This is a genomic window from Planomonospora sp. ID91781 (genome assembly GCF_015711595.1).
GTDB lineage: Bacteria > Actinomycetota > Actinomycetes > Streptosporangiales > Streptosporangiaceae > Planomonospora > Planomonospora parontospora.
In genome coordinates this window covers 122,658-138,997 of record NZ_JABTEY010000003.1, presented here as the reverse complement: position 1 = coordinate 138,997, position 16,340 = coordinate 122,658, and the positions used below count along the sequence as shown (strand labels likewise).

12 protein-coding genes are annotated in these 16,340 nt (G+C 74.3%); 2 read left to right on the top strand and 10 right to left on the bottom strand.

All coding sequences use genetic code 11. The features are described from left to right. Positions 1–59 precede the first annotated feature (59 nt). The gene (locus tag HS048_RS30955; protein ID WP_230882385.1) at positions 60–872 is read right to left on the bottom strand and encodes a pyridoxamine 5'-phosphate oxidase family protein; all 813 of its coding nucleotides are present in this window, start codon (positions 870–872) and stop codon (positions 60–62) included. A gap of 68 nt (positions 873–940) precedes the next feature. Between HS048_RS30955 and HS048_RS30950 the strand changes: the two genes are divergently transcribed. Together HS048_RS30950 and HS048_RS30945 are read left to right on the top strand one after the other, a co-directional pair. Continuing rightward, entirely contained in the window at positions 941–2,476 is a 1,536-nt protein-coding gene (locus HS048_RS30950) for a PLP-dependent aminotransferase family protein (RefSeq protein ID WP_196469621.1), read from the top strand. 17 nt (positions 2,477–2,493) lie between these two features. Further along, on the top strand, positions 2,494–3,531 hold the full coding sequence (locus HS048_RS30945; protein ID WP_196469620.1) for a phosphotransferase family protein: 1,038 nt from the start codon (positions 2,494–2,496) through the stop codon (positions 3,529–3,531). Between the two features lie 136 nt (positions 3,532–3,667). Here HS048_RS30945 and HS048_RS30940 read toward each other — a convergent pair whose 3' ends face one another. The 9 genes from HS048_RS30940 to HS048_RS30900 form a co-directional block, all read right to left on the bottom strand. Further along, the gene (locus HS048_RS30940) at positions 3,668–4,060 is read right to left on the bottom strand and encodes a hypothetical protein (protein ID WP_191893707.1); all 393 of its coding nucleotides are present in this window, start codon (positions 4,058–4,060) and stop codon (positions 3,668–3,670) included. Positions 4,061–4,088: 28 nt separating this feature from the next. Then, positions 4,089–7,439 carry a glycosyltransferase gene (locus HS048_RS30935; protein WP_196469619.1) on the bottom strand — a complete coding sequence of 1,117 codons (3,351 nt, stop codon included), beginning with the start codon at positions 7,437–7,439 and terminating at the stop codon, positions 4,089–4,091. 181 nt (positions 7,440–7,620) lie between these two features. Beyond that, positions 7,621–8,718, bottom strand: a complete 1,098-nt coding sequence (locus tag HS048_RS30930; protein WP_084009013.1) for a glycoside hydrolase family 26 protein — start codon at positions 8,716–8,718, stop codon at positions 7,621–7,623. Positions 8,719–8,870: 152 nt separating this feature from the next. Beyond that, complete coding sequence (locus tag HS048_RS30925) at positions 8,871–10,088, bottom strand: DegT/DnrJ/EryC1/StrS family aminotransferase (RefSeq protein WP_068903502.1); 1,218 nt, start codon at positions 10,086–10,088, stop codon at positions 8,871–8,873. A 20-nt stretch (positions 10,089–10,108) separates the two neighbouring features. Next, entirely contained in the window at positions 10,109–11,200 is a 1,092-nt protein-coding gene (locus tag HS048_RS30920; RefSeq protein ID WP_196469618.1) for a GNAT family N-acetyltransferase, read from the bottom strand. Beyond that, the gene (locus tag HS048_RS30915) at positions 11,197–12,108 is read right to left on the bottom strand and encodes a glycosyltransferase family A protein (RefSeq protein WP_068903378.1); all 912 of its coding nucleotides are present in this window, start codon (positions 12,106–12,108) and stop codon (positions 11,197–11,199) included. The genes HS048_RS30920 and HS048_RS30915 overlap by 4 nt, the downstream gene beginning before the upstream one ends. A gap of 135 nt (positions 12,109–12,243) precedes the next feature. Beyond that, on the bottom strand, positions 12,244–14,583 hold the full coding sequence (locus HS048_RS30910) for a lipopolysaccharide biosynthesis protein (protein WP_196469617.1): 2,340 nt from the start codon (positions 14,581–14,583) through the stop codon (positions 12,244–12,246). Then, complete coding sequence (locus HS048_RS30905; protein ID WP_196469616.1) at positions 14,580–15,401, bottom strand: polysaccharide deacetylase family protein; 822 nt, start codon at positions 15,399–15,401, stop codon at positions 14,580–14,582. Before HS048_RS30905 ends, HS048_RS30910 begins: the two co-directional genes overlap by 4 nt. Next, the gene (locus HS048_RS30900; RefSeq protein ID WP_196469615.1) at positions 15,398–16,339 is read right to left on the bottom strand and encodes a glycosyltransferase family 2 protein; all 942 of its coding nucleotides are present in this window, start codon (positions 16,337–16,339) and stop codon (positions 15,398–15,400) included. The genes HS048_RS30905 and HS048_RS30900 overlap by 4 nt, the downstream gene beginning before the upstream one ends. Position 16,340: the final 1 nt, after the last annotated feature.

Genomic DNA, 16,340 nt, shown 5'->3' with positions numbered 1-16,340 from the left:
TCCTTCGATGATCCTCTGATGAGACGTCTGGGCCGGGTATCCGGTTTGCCGGAACAGCCTTACCCGATGGTTATGTTTCGCGAGGCGATATGTCCGGGTACGGGCAGGTCCGCCGTCAGGGCGGGGTCCGGCTCGGGCTCGCCCCACGTCGTGCGGAGCGGCAGGACCCCGGCCCAGATCGGCAGCCCGTAGTCCTCCTCGTCGTCGACCGGCGGCCCCTGCCGGATCTTCACCGAGGCCTCGGCGAGGGAGAGGGCGAGCACGGCCGTCGCGGCGAGCTCCTTGCGGGTCGGCGGGCGCACGGCGTCCCACTGGCCGGGAGCGAGCTGCTCGGTGATCGCGCGCAGCCCGGCCAGGTGCTCGTCGGGGTCGGTCACGAGGCGGGGGGTGCCGTAGACCATGGCCGAGCGGTAGTTGACGGAGTGGTGGAAGGCCGACCGGGCCAGCACGATGCCGTCCAGGTGGGTGACGGTGACGCAGACCTCGCCTCCGCCTCCGCCGGCCCGCAGGGAGGTGGCGCCGGTGGAACCGTGCAGGTAGAGGGTGTCGCCGATGCGGCCGTAGCCGGTGGGCACCACCATCGGGACGCCACGGGCCACCACGCCCAGGTGGCAGATGAGCCCGGCGTCCAGCACGGCGTACAGGTCGGCGCGGTCGGTGCGGGCCCGCTCCCGCGAACGGCCGAGGACGGTGCGGGGGGTCGCCGAGAGCGGCGGGACGGACGGTGCGGGCGGCGAGGACGCCGAGGACGGGGCGGAGGGCGGCGAGAGCGCTGAGGAGGGTGAGGACGGGGCGGAGGGCGAGGAGGGTGAGGATGGAGCGGGCGGCGAGGAGGGTGAGGACGGGGCGGGCGGCGAGGAGGGTGAGGACATGGTCCTAACCTAGACAGGGAGTGGACACCGGGAACACGTCCACTTCCCGTCTGATCCGGGAGACCACTTTGCCCCCCATCCCCGTCGACCTGCCCCTCGCGGTGGACCGCGCCGCCCCGGTTTCCCTCACCGTCCAGCTCGGCGACCGGTTGCGCGCCGCCATCCGCGGCGGGACCCTCAAGCCCGGTGAGCGGCTGCCCTCGACCCGCGCGCTGGCCCGCCAGCTCGCCGTCAGCCGCACCGTCGTCACCGAGGCCTACCAGCAGCTCTACGCCGAGGGCTGGATCGAGGGCCGCCACGGCTCCGGCACCTACGTGGCCGACCTCGACCTCTCCTGGCACGGTCCCGCGCACGGCTCCGGTCCCATGCACGGCTCCGGGGCGGCCCGCACCTCGGGAACCGCCCCCGCCGCGGTCCCGGGCGGGTCGTCCGCCGCGCCCGCCGTACCCGGGGGCCCCGCGGCGGAGCCGGCCGGTGCGACGCGGGGGAGGCCCGTGACGCGCCGCGCGGGCGCGGCGACGGCTCCGGACGGCGGGCCCCTGATCGATCTGCGGCCGGGACGGCCGTGGGTGCGGGACTACGACGAGGCGGCGTGGCGGCGGGCGTGGCGGCAGGCCGCCGACCTGCCGCCGGGGGACGACCCCGACCCCTACGGCCTGCCGCGGCTGCGGGAGGCGCTGGCCGTGCACCTGCGCAGGACCAGGGGCGTCCCGGCGGGCCCGGAGAACGTCATGGTCACCCGCGGCACCGGCAACGGCCTCGACCTGCTCGCGGCCACCGTCCTGCGCCCCGGCGACCGGGCGGGCGTCGAGGACCCCGGCTGGCGCAGGGCGCGGACGATCCTCCGGGCGCGGGGCGCCGAGATCGTCCCCTGCCCGGTGGACGCCGACGGGGTGCTCGTCGACGGGCTGCCGGAGGACCTCGGCCTGCTGTACACCACGCCCGCCCACCAGTACCCGCTCGGCGGGCGCCTGCCCATCGCGCGCCGGGAGCGCCTGCTCGCCTGGGCCCGCCGCAGCGGCGCGTTCGTCGTGGAGGACGACTACGACGCCGAGTTCCGCTACGACGTCGCCCCGCTGCCCGCCCTGTACGGCCTCGACCCCGATCAGGTGGTGCTGCTCGGCACCCTGTCGAAGTCCCTGTCCCCGGACATCGGGGTCGGCTGGCTGGTCGCCTCCCCCGGCCTGCTCGACGCCGTCGCCCGGACCCGCGAGGACCTGACCGACCGCACCGGGGGCCCGGCCCAGCAGGCGGTGGCCGTACTGCTGGAGCGGGGCGACCTGGACCGGCACCTGCGCCGCATGCGGCTGGAGTACGCCCGGCGGCGGGCCGCGCTCGTGGCGGCGCTCGGCTCCCGGGTGACGGGGGACACCGCGGGCCTGCACGTCATGGTCGGGCTCCCGGAGCACCGGGTCGGTCCCCTCGTTGAGGCGGCCCGCGCCCGCGGCGTCCTGCTCGACACCACCGACCGCCACCACCACGGGCCGCCCGGCCGGCACGGCCTGGTGATCGGTTACGGCTCCGCCTCGCTCGCCCAGGTGCGGGCCGGGGCCGCGATCCTGGCCCGGTTGCTGGGGCCGGGACTGGCGGACGGTGCAGAATAACGTTCTAATAGTGGGCCATGAGCATCCCTGGCATCGACCGGACCCGCCTGGTCGCGTGGATGGCCCGCCACGTCCCCGACGCGGGGGAGCCCACCGAGATCGCGCTGATCTCGGGAGGCCGGTCCAACCTGACGTACCGGGTCGAGACGCCGGGCCGCAGGCTGGTCCTGCGCCGCCCGCCCCTCGGCCACGTCCTGCCCACGGCCCACGACATGCGCAGGGAGTGGCGGGTCGTCTCCGCGCTCGCGCCGACCCCCGTGCCGGTGCCCGAGCCGGTCGCCCTCTGCGCCGACGAGGACGTGATCGGCGCCCCCTTCTACCTGATGGCCCACGTCGAGGGCGAGGCCCTGCGCTCCCGCGGTCAGGCCGACCTGGCGCCGGCCCGGGCCAGGGCGCTGTCGGAGCGGCTCGCCGAGGTGCTCGCCGCGATCCACGCCGTCGACTACGAGGCGGTCGGCCTGGGCGGCTTCGGCCGACCGGAGGGCTACCTGGCGCGCCAGCTGGAGCGCTGGGGACAGCAGTGGGAGCGCTCGAAGACCCGTGAGCTCCCCGAGTACGACGAGCTCGTCGCCCGCCTGCGCGAACGCCTCCCCGACCGGCCGTCCGCCGCTCTCGTGCACGGCGACTACCGCCTGGACAACACGCTGGTACGGCTGGCACCCGGCGCGGACCCGCAGATCCGGGCCGTGGTCGACTGGGAGATGTCCACCCTGGGCGACCCCGTCGCCGACCTCGGCCTCACCCTGACCTACTGGCACGACCCCGGTGACGCCGCGCGCTCCTCCGTCCCGGTGGCGGGCGACGTCACGCTCACCCCCGGCTTCCTGGACGCGAAGGGGTTCGCTGCCCACTACGCGAAGGTGTCCGGGGCCGACCTGAGCGACCTGGACTTCTATCTGGCCTTCGGCAACTTCAAGCTCGCCGTGATCCTGGAGGGCATCCACGCGCGCTTCGTCCAGGGCAAGACGGTCGGCGAGGGCTTCGGCGACCTGGGCGCCTCCGTCCCCGTCCTGGTCGCGCGGGCCCACCGGGCGCTGGACGAGCGCCCGGCCTGACCCTCCGTACGCACGCCGCGCGGACCCCGGGGCGGCGGTCCGGGACGGGGTACGGCGGCGCGGACCCGGGGCGGGGCGGGGCGCGTACGGCGCGGACCCCGGGGCGGTGCCGGGCGGGGCGCGGCGCCGGACGGTCTCAGGCGGCCTCCGGCGAGCGCGCCGCGCGCCGGCGGGCCCGGTACGCGGTGAGCGGCACGCCGAGGGCGGCGAGCGAGGTGATGGTGGCCAGCGCCGTCAGCACCCGGTACACCGTGAACGCGCCCGTCATGAAGAACGCCTCGCTGACCAGGATGCCCAGCGCGACGCTGAGCGCCACCGTGAGCGCGATGCTCTCCATGGCGTCCCCGGTGTGGTCGCGCGGGGCCAGCAGCGGCCGGAACAGCGCCAGCACGGCGGCTCCCGGACAGGTGAGCAGGAAGACCACCGTGACGGTGACGCGCAGCGGAGCGCCGCCGGGAGTCTCGGTCGTGAGCAGGGCCAGCCAGCCGGAGGAGGCGAGCAGCAGGAGCGGCCAGCGTATGGTGTTCATCGGTTGCCTCCAGCGCGGAGCCCCGCCGTCACGGGGTCGCCGCCGCTCTCTTCGGAATCAGTTCGTAGACGGCGCCCCCGGAGTTGCGGACGAGCACCCGGAACCGGTCGGACGCCTCGACCCCCCGGCGCAGCCGGTCGATCGTGCCCTTCGGGAAGATGCCCGCCGTCTCGATGGCGGCCTTCTGCGCGCGGTTGAGCACCAGGTAGGCCTTGCCGTCCGGCGGCACGCTCGACATGAGGCCGATGAGCGACGGCACCGGGTCCTGCACCAGCTCCACCCGGGTGGGCACGTACTTCGGCATCCCGGGGGCGGCGTCGCGCGAGCGGGGCAGCTCGTCCAGCCAGCTGTGCTGGTAGCGCTCGTAGTAGTCGTAGGCGGCGGGCAGGAAGAACGTGGGCGCCACGATGAGCGACCCCTCCGGCGCCGCGCGGTGCACCGCGCGCACGAGCCGGACCTCGTCCTGGGTGAAGTAGTTGGACTGCTCCTTGCCGTAGTTGCCGAAGAAGAAGCCCGTGACCATGAGCATGAGGACCAGCGGCAGGATCAGGACGCGGACGAAGGCCCGGCGGGCGGGCAGGAACAGCGCGGCGGCCAGGAACGCGCTGAGCGGGAGCGTGAACAGGTAGATGCGGAACATGATCTCCCCGCCGTAGCTCCCCGCGGCGAGGAACAGCAGCGGGCTGAGCCCGATCACCAGCAGGGGCAGGCCCGGCCGCCTGAGCCAGCGGCGGCGCAGCAGGGCGCCGCCGGCGGCGAGCAGCCACAGCCCCGCGGAGAGCGCGCGGTCGGCGTAGGCGACGATCACCTGTCCGGGGGCGGCGGTGCCGAGGGAGAGGAGGCCGTCGTCCAGGTTGCCGCCGGCGTCGCCGAGCGACTCCACGATGTCGCTGAACCGGGCCTCCAGGAGCTGCCAGGCGGCCACGGCGTCCCACACCAGCACGGTGAACCCGGTGAACAGCAGGATGCCCAGGTTGCGGTGGCGCCGCAGTACGGACAGGGCGGCCAGCCCGGCCACCAGCATGAGCGGCGTCAGCTGGTGGGAGGAGGCGATCGCCACGATCGGGAGGGCCAGCAGGATCGTCCAGACCAGGCGCCTGCGCGTTCCGGAGACGGGCGGGGGCTCCGCACCCAGCCCCTCGGGGTCGTCGCCCGCCCTGATCGGCCCGCGCCGGAAGCGCCGCACCACGACGACCAGCACGGTCAGGTAGAGGACCAGGGTGGTGGCCTGCGGCGAGAAGTAGTCCTGGCCCACCCAGGAGCAGGAGAAGTAGACCCAGACCGCGCCCCACACCAGCTGCCGGTTGCGCGTCACCGTGCGGAACAGCAGCAGCAGCGGGAGCAGCATCGCGGTGTTGAAGACGGCGGGCCCCCACGCGGCGATGCCGAGGGCGTCCGGCAGCCCGGCGGCCTCCGTCATCATCGCGAAGAACGAGAAGAAGCCCGGCCACTGGTGGTAGGCGGCCAGCGGGCTGAGCTCCGGGTCCGTGGCGCCGTGCCGGATCAGGTAGTCGATGACGGAGACGTGCTTCCACGCCCAGGAGTAGCGCAGCGAGGGGTAGAGCAGCGCGGGGGTCGCGTGCAGGACCGCGATCAGCACCAGGGTGTAGCCCGCGTGCCAGAGCTCCAGGGCCTTCCGGTCGCCGAGCAGCGCGACGAACCCGATGATCATGACCGCGACCGCGATCCAGAACAGGACGGGCAGGACGGTGATCAGTCCCAGGTCGGTCATCCGGTCGAGGTCGACCTCGCGCAGGGAGAGCCCCCACAGCACGGTGGCGACCGGCAGCGCCGTCCGGGAGAGGAACCACGTCCACTGGCCCGTCTCCCGAGGGGTCCCGTCGGCCCGCGTCGTGCGCAGCCTCCCGCTCACGTAGCCGACGTTGGCCGCCGCCATGCCCAGGAGCATCACGAGCAGGGCCTTCCACCCCTTGATGTCCGCCGGCCCGGTGAAGGTGACCGCGCGGAACACCGCCCGGGGCAGGCCGTTCCGGACCGGTGCCAGGTGGGCCAGGAGCCCTTCCCACCCGTTGGTGCGACGCCCCACGTCCGCCTGCGACCGGCCCTCGGCGGTGCACCGGGCCAGGAAGTAGGCCAGGCGGGAGCGCCGCTCGGGCACGTCCAGCCGTACCACCGCCGAAGGCTCGTGGAGCAGCTTCGCGCCGGGCCGCAGGTCGAGCAGGCGGGAGCGGAGCTCGGTCTTCACACCGCCCGCGGGCTCGGCGGAGATCTCCTCGGGGCGCTGGTCGGGCTCCTCGGGGAACCCGCCGGCCTCGGCCAGCGCCTCCCGGCGGAACGACAGGGCACCGCCGTACAGGTCGTCGACGCGGTCCGGCTGGATGCGGGAACCCGTGAACGGCACCCCCAGCACCCAGGCCAATTCGGCGGGGAACCAGTCGGGCCTGCCCGAGCTCCAGCGCAGCGCCACCCGGCCGCGGACCGCGACCACGTCGTGGTCGGCGTACGGCTCCAGCAGCGCCGCCGACCAACCCGGTTCGGGAGCGGAGTCGCCGTCGAGGAAGGCGACGACGTCCCCCCGGACGCGGGCCAGCCCCAGGTTGCGGGCGGAGGCGGCGCCGGCGGCCTCCTGCTCCCGCACCACGGTGATCTCCCCGGCCCCGTCGGTCCCGCAGAGTTCGGCCTCGGCCCACTCGGCCAGCTCGGGGGAGCGGTCCACGACCAGGACGATCTCCTCGGGGGCCGGCTCCTGGGCCCGCAGCGCCTTGACCGTCACGGCCAGGCGGAACCGCGACTGCGCGGGGCCCGCGACGACGACGACCGACAGCGACGGGACGACCGTCTCATCGGGCGGGGTCTCCTCCTGCTCGGGCGCGGTCTTCTCCAGCTCCGGCTCCCCGCGGGCGGCCGGGATCTTCGGGACCGGCACCCGCCAGGCGACGGTGGGCGCGCCGTCGCTCACGCCGCCCCGCCCGATCGGCGCGACGGTGATCGTCTCCGCGGAGATCCCGTCCCTGGAGATCCCGTCCCCGGAGACCTCGTCCGCGGTCTCCGGGACGTCCTCCCCGCCGGAGACGCCGGAGACGCCGGAGACGCCGGAGACGCCGGAGACGCCGGAGACGCCGGAGACGCCGGAGACGCCGAGTCCGCCGGAGTCGTCGGGTCCGGTTCCGCGCTCCGCGGCGGGCCCGTCATCCCGGGCCCTCCCGTCAGGTGCGCTCCCAGCCGGGCTCCCGCCGGGCTCGGCCGCGGGTCCGGTCACGGACTCGGCCGCGGGCTCACCCGTGGACCCGGCCGCGGGCCCGGCTCCGGGCTCGCCGGGCTCGGAGGGCTCGGAGGGCTCGACCGCGGTGGAGGCCGGGCGCCTCATCGGTCGGGTGATCACCTCGTCGATCACCTCTTCAGCCTGCTTGCCCTCCACACGCACCCTTCCCTGGGTAGTCGACGGGAGCTAATCGTTGCCGACTTTACTCCGCGTCGCTTCGCTTTCGCCGTATCACCGCCGTACGGCCACAGAGGGCCTTGACCTGGTCCGTCCGTGCCGCCGCGCGTCTTCCGCCGGGCGCGTCCGGCTCCGCGGCCCCGGCTCCGCGGCCCCTCCGTCAGGGGAGGGGCTGCCGGAAGTAGGGATCCTTGCCCGCCTCCGCGAACGCCTCCAGGACGCCGGGACCGGTGAGCGAGAAGTCGCAGTCGTCGGCGTCGGTGTTGTTCCACTGGATGATCGCCTTGAGGTTGGGCATCCGCTTCATCGCAGCCGGGATGCCGCGGTACCAGTCGGCCCGCGCGGAGGGGTCGGCGGAGTCGCTCTCCGTCCCGTACTCGGCCAGCATCAGCGGCTTGTGGGCGAAGCCGTTCTGCTGGAACCACTCGTAGGTGGGCTGCACGGTCTCCTCGAAGCTCTGCCACTTCGCGCCGCGGCAGGTGGCGAAGTTGTAGGGGTCGTAGCTGATCCAGTCGACGTAGTCGTCGCCCGGGTAGTACGGCTTCCAGCGGTCGCGGAACGGGTAGTAGCCGGTGACGCCCCAGACCCAGAGCGCGTTGTCCGCGCCCGCCTGCCGGAAGCGGTCGACGATGCGCTTGTAGGCCGCGATGTACTCCTCGGGGGTCTGGCCGCTCTCCTCGCGGTCCTTCTCCCCGTCGAAGCCGATCAGAACGGGCTTGCCGTACTCCTTGACCCGCTCGGCCTGGGCGTCGATGACCCGGTCGAGCTCCCCGCGCGCGATGGCGTGCCAGGGGATGTCCACGTTCCCGGCCCAGATCGTCGACTCCCAGCCGAGGAACAGCACGCGCTCCTCGGCGAGGTCGCTCTCGTCGTCCCGGAAGAAGCGGCCCGCGTCGGTCTCGGACATGTCGTGGTAACTGATGGTGATGTCGAGTTTCCGGCCGATCTGCGACTCCATCGCCGTCACGTCGGCCACCAGCCCGCGCTCCCGGTCCGGCGGGACGTGCATCCCCCACCAGGCCCCGCACGGCGGCACCAGGTCGGAGGTCGGCACGCAGGAGGTGGGGGTCGGCCGGACCCCCGGCACGGTCGGCGGGGGCGGCGCGGCACTGCGTTCGACGGGGGAGGCGTACATGTAGACCACGGCGGTGACGGCCAGGGCGGCCACCAGGGCCGCCACCAGCGAGATCGGAATCCACTTGGAAGGGGGCAGCCCCCGGTCGCGGCGGGCGTGCCTCCCCCTGCCGGGCATGGTCATGTGGTCCTCCGAACGCGTGGGTCCAGCGGACCGGCTGAAGCCGACATGGGGTGATCACTCTCCGGGCGCTCTGCTTGACTCATCAGCTCTCATGGATCATGAAGGGGGTGGGCTATGGTGAGCGTAAGGTCACGCTGCGCTGTCTTCGGTGTTCACGTCCGGGCGCCCGTCTCCTCCGTCGAGGCCGCGGGGGCGGACGGAGCCGGGGGCGGGCCCGGAGAGCGGGGCGGGGGCGGGCCGGCCGGCCGCACCCCCAGCCGGTCCAGCAGTACGGCGACGCGCCGCGCGCGCAACGGGTCCACCGGGAGCACGTGCCGCGTCCACCAGCGCGCGGCCTCCGGGGTCGGCCCGGCGGGCACGAGGCCGAGATAGTCGTCCAGCGGCGGGTCGTAGACGAACCCCGGGACCACGCCGTGCCGCTCCAGCGCGGCGACGACCCCGTCGCGGTCCTCGACCACCAGCGGCACCCGGAGCAGCGGCGCCGGCGGCGACCCGGCCACGCCCCGCGCGGCCCACGGCAGCCCGCGCAGCAGCTCCACCCCGGCCAGCCGGCGCTCGCGCTCCCGGTCGACCACCCGGAAGCGGGAGCGCTGGTAGGCCCGGAGCAGCCCGCCCTGCCGCATCCGCCAGTCGTCCAGGTCGATCCGGAGCCAGTGGCCGAGCCCGTCGAGCCCGCCCGGCGCCTCCGGGTCCCCCACCGCCTCCAAAGCCGCGAGCAGCTCCTCCTCGCGCGGAGCGCAGCGGTGGCCCGTCCACTCGATCACGCCGAGCGCCTTGAGCGCCCGCCACATCGGCCGGACCAGCCCGGTCCGGTAGACCGTCTCCCGCAGCATCGGGCGGAGCGCGCCGAGGACCTGCGCGCGCGGGCCGCCGTCGAGCAGGAGCCCGTCGCGCATGCGGGTCAGGGCGGGCAGCTCGCCGGGGTCCTCCACGGTGAGGAACCCGCCGGACATGGCCCTGCCGTGCTTGGCCAGGCTGAACACGCCGGCGGCGCCGAACGTGCCGGCCGGTCGGCCGTCCACCGTGGTGAGCATGGCGTGCGCGGCGTCGTCGATCAGGACCAGGCCGCGGCGGTCGCACTCGGCGCGCAGCCGGACCACCCGGTCGGGCTGGCCGTACAGGTGGGTGGTGAGCACGCCCGCCAGGCCGGTCCAGTCGACCAGGTCCGGGTCGATGTTGCCGTCGTCCGCCGAGACGGGCGCCATGACGGGCCGCAGGCCCGCGGCCAGCGCGATGAACAGCACGGTCTCGCAGTTGGTCGGGGCGATCAGCACCCGGTCTCCGGCGCCGAACCAGTGCCGCAGGGCGAGGTAGAGGCCGAACCGGGCCGAGGGCACGTGCAGGCACGCGGCCCCGACCCGCTCACTCATGATCGATTCGAGGGTGCGGCTCATCGCGTCTTCAACCGTGCCCGCAGGTTCCCGTACCGCTTCATGGCCCGGTCGGCCGCGCCGTACAGGGCGGGGCTGTCCAGGATGAACTGCCGGGCCCGGCGCACCGGCGTGCGGCGCAGCCAGTACGCCGCCGCGCCGGCCGAGCGGCGGCGCACGCACCCCTCGCTCACCGGCTCGCCCCGGCTGCGCAGCGCGTCCTTGTACTCCGAGCCGGTCCCGATCCCCAGGTCCATCGAGCGCAGCCCGGCGGCGGCGGCCGCCTCGGCCATCCTCAGGTGCTGGATCAGGCCGGGGGAGTACTTGGCGAACTCCGGGTCGTAGGCCGGGAACCAGCCGATCAGGATCGTGTCCGAGCGCAGCCCGAAGTGCCCCGCGACCGGTTTGCCGTCGCAGTAGAGCATGGACAGCGGCCCGGCGAAGTCGGGGGTGTCGATCGCGTGCAGCCGCTCGGCGAGCTCCACGACCCAGGCCCTGCCGAACCGGTCGGGGCGGCCCATCCGCTGGTACTGCGCGGACTTCCAACTCCGCAGCAACCGGAACTGCTCCTCGTCGCGGACCGCGAAGTCGAAGGTCAGCTCGCCCGCGTCGCGGCCGAGCTTGCGCTCCTTGTAGAGGGTGGACTTGAGGAACTTGGGGGAGCGCTCGCGCAGCCCGTCGAGATAGGCGGCGTAGCCGTCCACCAGGTCGAGGACCACGGCCTCCTGGCGCAGCACCTCGAACGGCTGGAACCACTTCTGCCCGTCGACCATGCAGCCGAACTCCCACACGTGCAGCCCGCAGGCGCGCAGCAGGGCCTCGGCATCGAACTCGGCGCCCGGCGCGTGGACCACGCCCTGGCAGAGCGAGACCCAGGCGCCCAGCGCGGTGCCCACGCCGCCGGGGTGCCGCTCGAACGGGAAGAAGCCGACCGGCCCGTCCTGCTCGGAGACGACCGCGACCCGGGCCTCGGCGCAGACCTCGCCCATCGCGACCGTGAACTCCGGGCTGAGGAAGGGGTTGCCCAGCCGCGGCGTGGCGTGCTGCATCTCGCGCCACGCGTCGATCTCGGCCTTGCCCAGCTCCCCGGGGCGGATGACGTCGATCTTCATATGCCGCGCCCCATCCGGTGCAGGCGGCCCACGATCGCCGGAGCGGGCATGCCCGCCGTGACGGCCAGCGCCAGGTAGGCGCGCGGCTCCCAGGGGCGCCGCCGTACGGCCCTGCCGATCCAGCGCAGCGCCTGCGCGGAGCGGCCCAGCGCGGCCTCGGCGAAGGCGATCTTCCCGGCGAGCTGGGCGTAGCCGCCCGGCGCCCCGGTGAACTCCGGATAGCGCTCCAGCATCCAGCGCAGCGCCGTGGAGATCGTCTCGCTGGACTCGACGACGGAGAAGTGCGAGGCCGTGTGCAGCCTGACCCTGACCCCCGTCTCCGGCACGTTGACGATCGGCCCGAACCGGGCGGCCCGCAGCAGCAGCTCGTAGTCCTCGCCGTAGCCGCCGGGCAGCTCCTCGCTGACCAGGCCGAAGCCGCCGGTGAGCGCGTCGCGGCGCATCAGGTAGGTCGAGGGGTGCATCGAGGGCAGCTGCTTGCGCAGCAGGTCCTGCAGGGTCACCGTCGGCGTGGGCACCGACCTGGCGAAGGCCACCTCGTCGTTGAAGAGCTCGATCCCGCAGGTCGCGAAGTGGCCGCCGCCGAGCGCCGTCACCTGGGACCGGAGCCGGTGCGGCAGCCAGAGGTCGGTGTCGTCGCAGAAGGCGACCAGTTCGCCGTCGTCGAGCAGCACGCCGGTGTTGCGGGCGCCGGCGATCCCCGGCTGCCGCGTGTTGGGCGTCACCATGACCCGCCGCCCGGGACGGGAGGTCGCGAACGACTCGTCCGGGGGGCTCTGGTCGAAGACGGCGACGCAGGTGATGTCGCCCGGATAGTCCTGGCCGAGGATCGAGTCGATCGTCTCCTGGAGGAGTCCGGTGCGATTGCGGGTCGGGATCACCACGGTGATCGCCGGCCAGTCGTTCACGGCAGGTCCTTTCCTAGAACTCGGGAAACTCATGGGAACTCGGGAGGTCATGGAGGCCGGAGCGGTCCCGGGCCCTCTCGGGCCCCCGGGGACGGGCTCCGGGCCGGAGGGCGGGTCGCCGGTCGTGGTCCTCATCTAGGCCGCCGTCTCCAGACGCCCGTCCTCGGCGGCCGCGGGAGCGGTCCGGCGCGGCGCGCGGGCCGGCGCCAGGGCCAGCGCGCACAGGCAGAGCAGGAAGGCGGTGGAGGCCGTGACCGACTCGGCGGGCGCGAGCCAGAGCACCGTCGTCACCGCGAGCGCCAGCGCCCAGCGGACGCGTTCGTCGTGGTGCACGAGCCGCGCGGCGAGCAGCGCGGGGGCCAGGCTCGCCACGGCCAGGGCGACCGGCGCCCACACGAGCAGCGGGGTGGGGTCGGTCAGGCCCATCGCGCGGGCCAGGAACGCGGGCAGGGCCAGCGGCCACTCCCCGGGGCCGGCCTCGCCGGTCGCCATCACCCTCACGACTGCGTCGGCGGTGGCGGCGGTGGCACGGCCGGTCGAGCCGGACAGCGCCTCCGTCCCGTGCAGGCACAGCGCCACGGTGAGCAGCTGCACCCACAGCAGCCAGGTCCGGTGGCGCATCACGAGTTCGGCCAGGAGCGCCATCGCCACCAGCCCGGCGCCGGCCAGGGTCACCGCGGGCACGGGTACGGCGGGCGAGCGCCCGCCCGCCGCCACGGTGAGCACGACGATCACGAGGCCCTCGGCGGCGATCAGCGGCGGAAGCAGGGCGCGCGTCCACTCCCACCACGGCACGGCGGGCCGTGTCCGCGGACCCGGCACCGGGCGGGGCGCGCGCGGTGCCGGTACGGCGCGCCCGGGATGCGGTCCGGTGCGCCCCGCACCCGGGTCCGGTGCGGTGCGCCCCGCACCCGGGTCCGGTGCGGTGCGCCCCGCACCCGGGTCCGGTGCGGTGCGCCCCGCACCCGGGTCCGGTGCCGCGGGCCGCGCGTGCCGGGGCCGTGGCGCGGGGCCGCCGTCCGGGAAGGGGGATCCGTCCCGGAGCCGGGTGACCGTGGGCTGGGCGTCGACCGTCATCATCACCAGGGTCGGGACGTTGTCCGGTGAGAGGTCGGCGTCCGGCGGGAGTCCGGTGCCCGGTGCGCCGGCCGTCCGCAGCACCCGGAACAGCCCGGGGGCGATGACGGCGGCGACGATCACCTGGGCGGCGAGGGTGCCGAGGCCCACACCGGTGATGCCGTGGGCGCGGAAGAAGACGAACGACAGCCCCACGACCAGGACGCAGAGCAGCGCCTGGAGCAGCAGCAGCGCCCGCACGCGGCTGCGGGCGCGCAGCACGCCCAGGTAGATCTCGATGACGGCGTGCGGGATCGAGGCGAACGCGAGCAGCCTGAGCACGTCCGCCCCGTGCTCGGCGTAGGACTCCCCCCAGCCGAGCCGGAGGATGAGCGGGGCGGCCAGAGCCGTCACCGTCACCGCGGGGACCAGGAGCATCATGGTCCGCCGGAGGGCGAGCCTGCACCTGCCCGCGAGCGCCGCCGGGTCGCCGGCCCCCTCGATGGTCAGGGAGATCGCCATGTTGAGGGCGAGCATGTCGAAGACGCCGACGAGGGTCACCGCCGCGCCGTAGTAACCCGCCATGCGCGCGTCCACGCCCCCGGACACCAGGGCGGGCACGAGGTAGACGCTGGCCAGGATGAGCAGCGTGCCGGGGAAGTCGCCGGCCAGGAAGCGGCCGATCCTGCGCATCGGGGGCGGCGGGCGGTGACCGCTGCGGGCGGCGGCCCGCGGCGCCAGCCTGGTGAAGATCGCAATGCTGATCGGCACGACGGTGAAGGCCACCGGGATCGTCCAGGCCAGGAAGATCCCCGAGGCGGGGAAGGACGGGGCCAGCACGATCAGCAGTCCGAGCTTCGCCACCCCGACGGCCACCCCGATCAGCGGCACCCAGGGCGCCTTGCCCAGCGCGGTGAGCACCACGTCCTGGAGCGTGAACACGCACCACAGGACGACGGCCAGCAGGAACCAGGCCGCGGGCGCGAGCCCGGACAGGCCGCCGAAGTTGGCGCCCCAGGAAGGGAGCGTGGCGAGGAAGAGCCCCGTCGCGGCCGCGGCCGCGCCGCCGCCCACCAGGTAGGTGCAGCCGACCAGGCGGCCCGTCGCCCGCCCGCCCTCGGGCAGGAACCGGGTGAGCGCGCCGACGAAGCCGAAGGCGGTGAGCGCCGCGAGCAGCCGCATGGCGGCGATCAGCGCGAAGCCGCGGCCGTAGTCGGCGTCGCCGTAGAAGCGTGCGGCGACCGTCCAGTAGGCCAGCCCGAGGGCGCCGGCCGCACCGGCGTTGACGATCAGCGAGTAGGCGTTGCGGAGCAGGGGGTCGTTCAGGTCCTTGGGGAGGCGGTCCCGCAGGGTGCCCAGCGACCCTCGCCGCCGCTTCGCGCCCTCCGTCCTCCCCGCCGGCGCACTCGTCTCAGTCACCGCCCATTACCTGTCCCGGCCCGCAGCAGGGCGCCGGTCCGGTGCAACCCGTAGCGGGTGCGCCGCACGAGCGCGTATCCCTTGGTGAGCGCCCGCTCGCGCAGGTAGAGCAGCGGCAGGCCCTGCCCGGCGATCACCTTGGCGAACTTCATCGGCGAGGTGTGCTCGGTGACGGTGAGCCGCGGCAGCGCCAGCAGTTCGTCGCCCTCGCAGAAGGCGTCGTTGGCCACGGCGCACGCGGTCCAGTAGCCCGCTCTGCGGACCTCCCGGCGCACCCGGGCGCTGGAGTAACCGTAGGGATAGGCCATGGTGGCCACCGGGCGGTCGAGGTGGTCCTCCAGCAGGGCCTTGTTCCTGCGCAGCTCGTCACGGAGCTCCCGGCCGGGGAGCTGGTCGAGCTGCGGGTGGCTGTGGCTGTGCCCGCCGATCTCGATGCCGCAGGAGACCGCCTCCCGGATCTGGTTCCAGGCCAGGGTGGGGCCCAGCGGCCGTCCGGCGGACTCCGCCCCGGCGTCCCGGATCCAGCCGGTGGTCACGAAGACCGTCGCGGGATAGCCGTACCGGGCGAGCAGCGGCAGCGCCTCGTCGTGGAAGTCGGCGTAGCCGTCGTCGAAGGTGATCGCCACCGGCCTGTCCGGCAGCGGGCCGGTCCGGTTCACCCCGGCGACCAGGTCGGACATGGTCATCGGGGTGAAACCCTGCTCCCGGAGCATCTCCAGCTGCTCGGCGAAGCGCTGCGGCGAGACCGCGAGCGGCCGGGTCTCCTCGGTCGGCCGCTCGCTCACCGCGTGGTACATCAGGATCGGAACGCGTGTCATGATCGCCTCGACTTCAGACGTGTCGTGCCCACCACATAGCCCCAGCCGGTCCAGGCCAGGCCGACGACGATGGCGAAGGCCCTGGACAGGCCCGCCGGGTCGCCCCGGAACGCCGCGCCGATCCCGCGCAGCACTCCGGCGGGCAGGGTCCTGGTCGCGTACGCCCTCTCGCTGGAGAGACCGTCCCGGGTGCCGACGCTGGAGGCGACCAGGGCCTTGGACAGGCCCTCGGCGTAGCAGCGGGACCTGAAGTAGGCGAACCGCTCCCGCTGCGCCGAGACCTTGTGCCCGATCACCGCCGCCGGCTCGAACAGCATCACCGCTCCCGGGAACCGCTGGGAGAGGCGGATGCAGAACTCCGTCTCCTCGCAGCCGAGCGGGCGGCTCCTGCGGCCCTGCACGCTGCGGCCGATGCCGGTGTGGAAACCGCCGGCCGCGCCCACGACCTCGCGGCGGAAGGCCGCGTTGCCGCCCATCACGTTGCGGATCGGCGCGCGGACCGTGGGCATGCCCACGTAGGTGCATCCCACGGTCCAGTCGAACTCCGGTGGGAACCAGCGCGGGCGACGGCCCGCCGCCCACAGCGGCCTGGTCGACCCGCCCACCCCCACGACGGCCGGGTCCTGGAAGCCCTCCTCCAAAGCCTCCAGCCAGCCGGGCTCCGCCACCGCGTCGTCGTCCAGGTACGCCACGACGTCGCCCGAGGCGGTCGCCGCGCCGGTGTTCTTGCCACCGGACAGCCCCTGCTCGTGCGCGTTCTCGACCACGATCGCGCCGGGGTACTCCTGCTTCAGCCGCAGGTGCAGGTCCGGGTTGTGATCGACGACCAGGATGACCTCGTACGGCTTGCGCCGCTGCCGTTCGACCGATTCGACGGCCTCCCGGATGTCCTCCCAGCGGTCTTCCGTGTAGACGCAGATGACGACGCTGATCTTCATG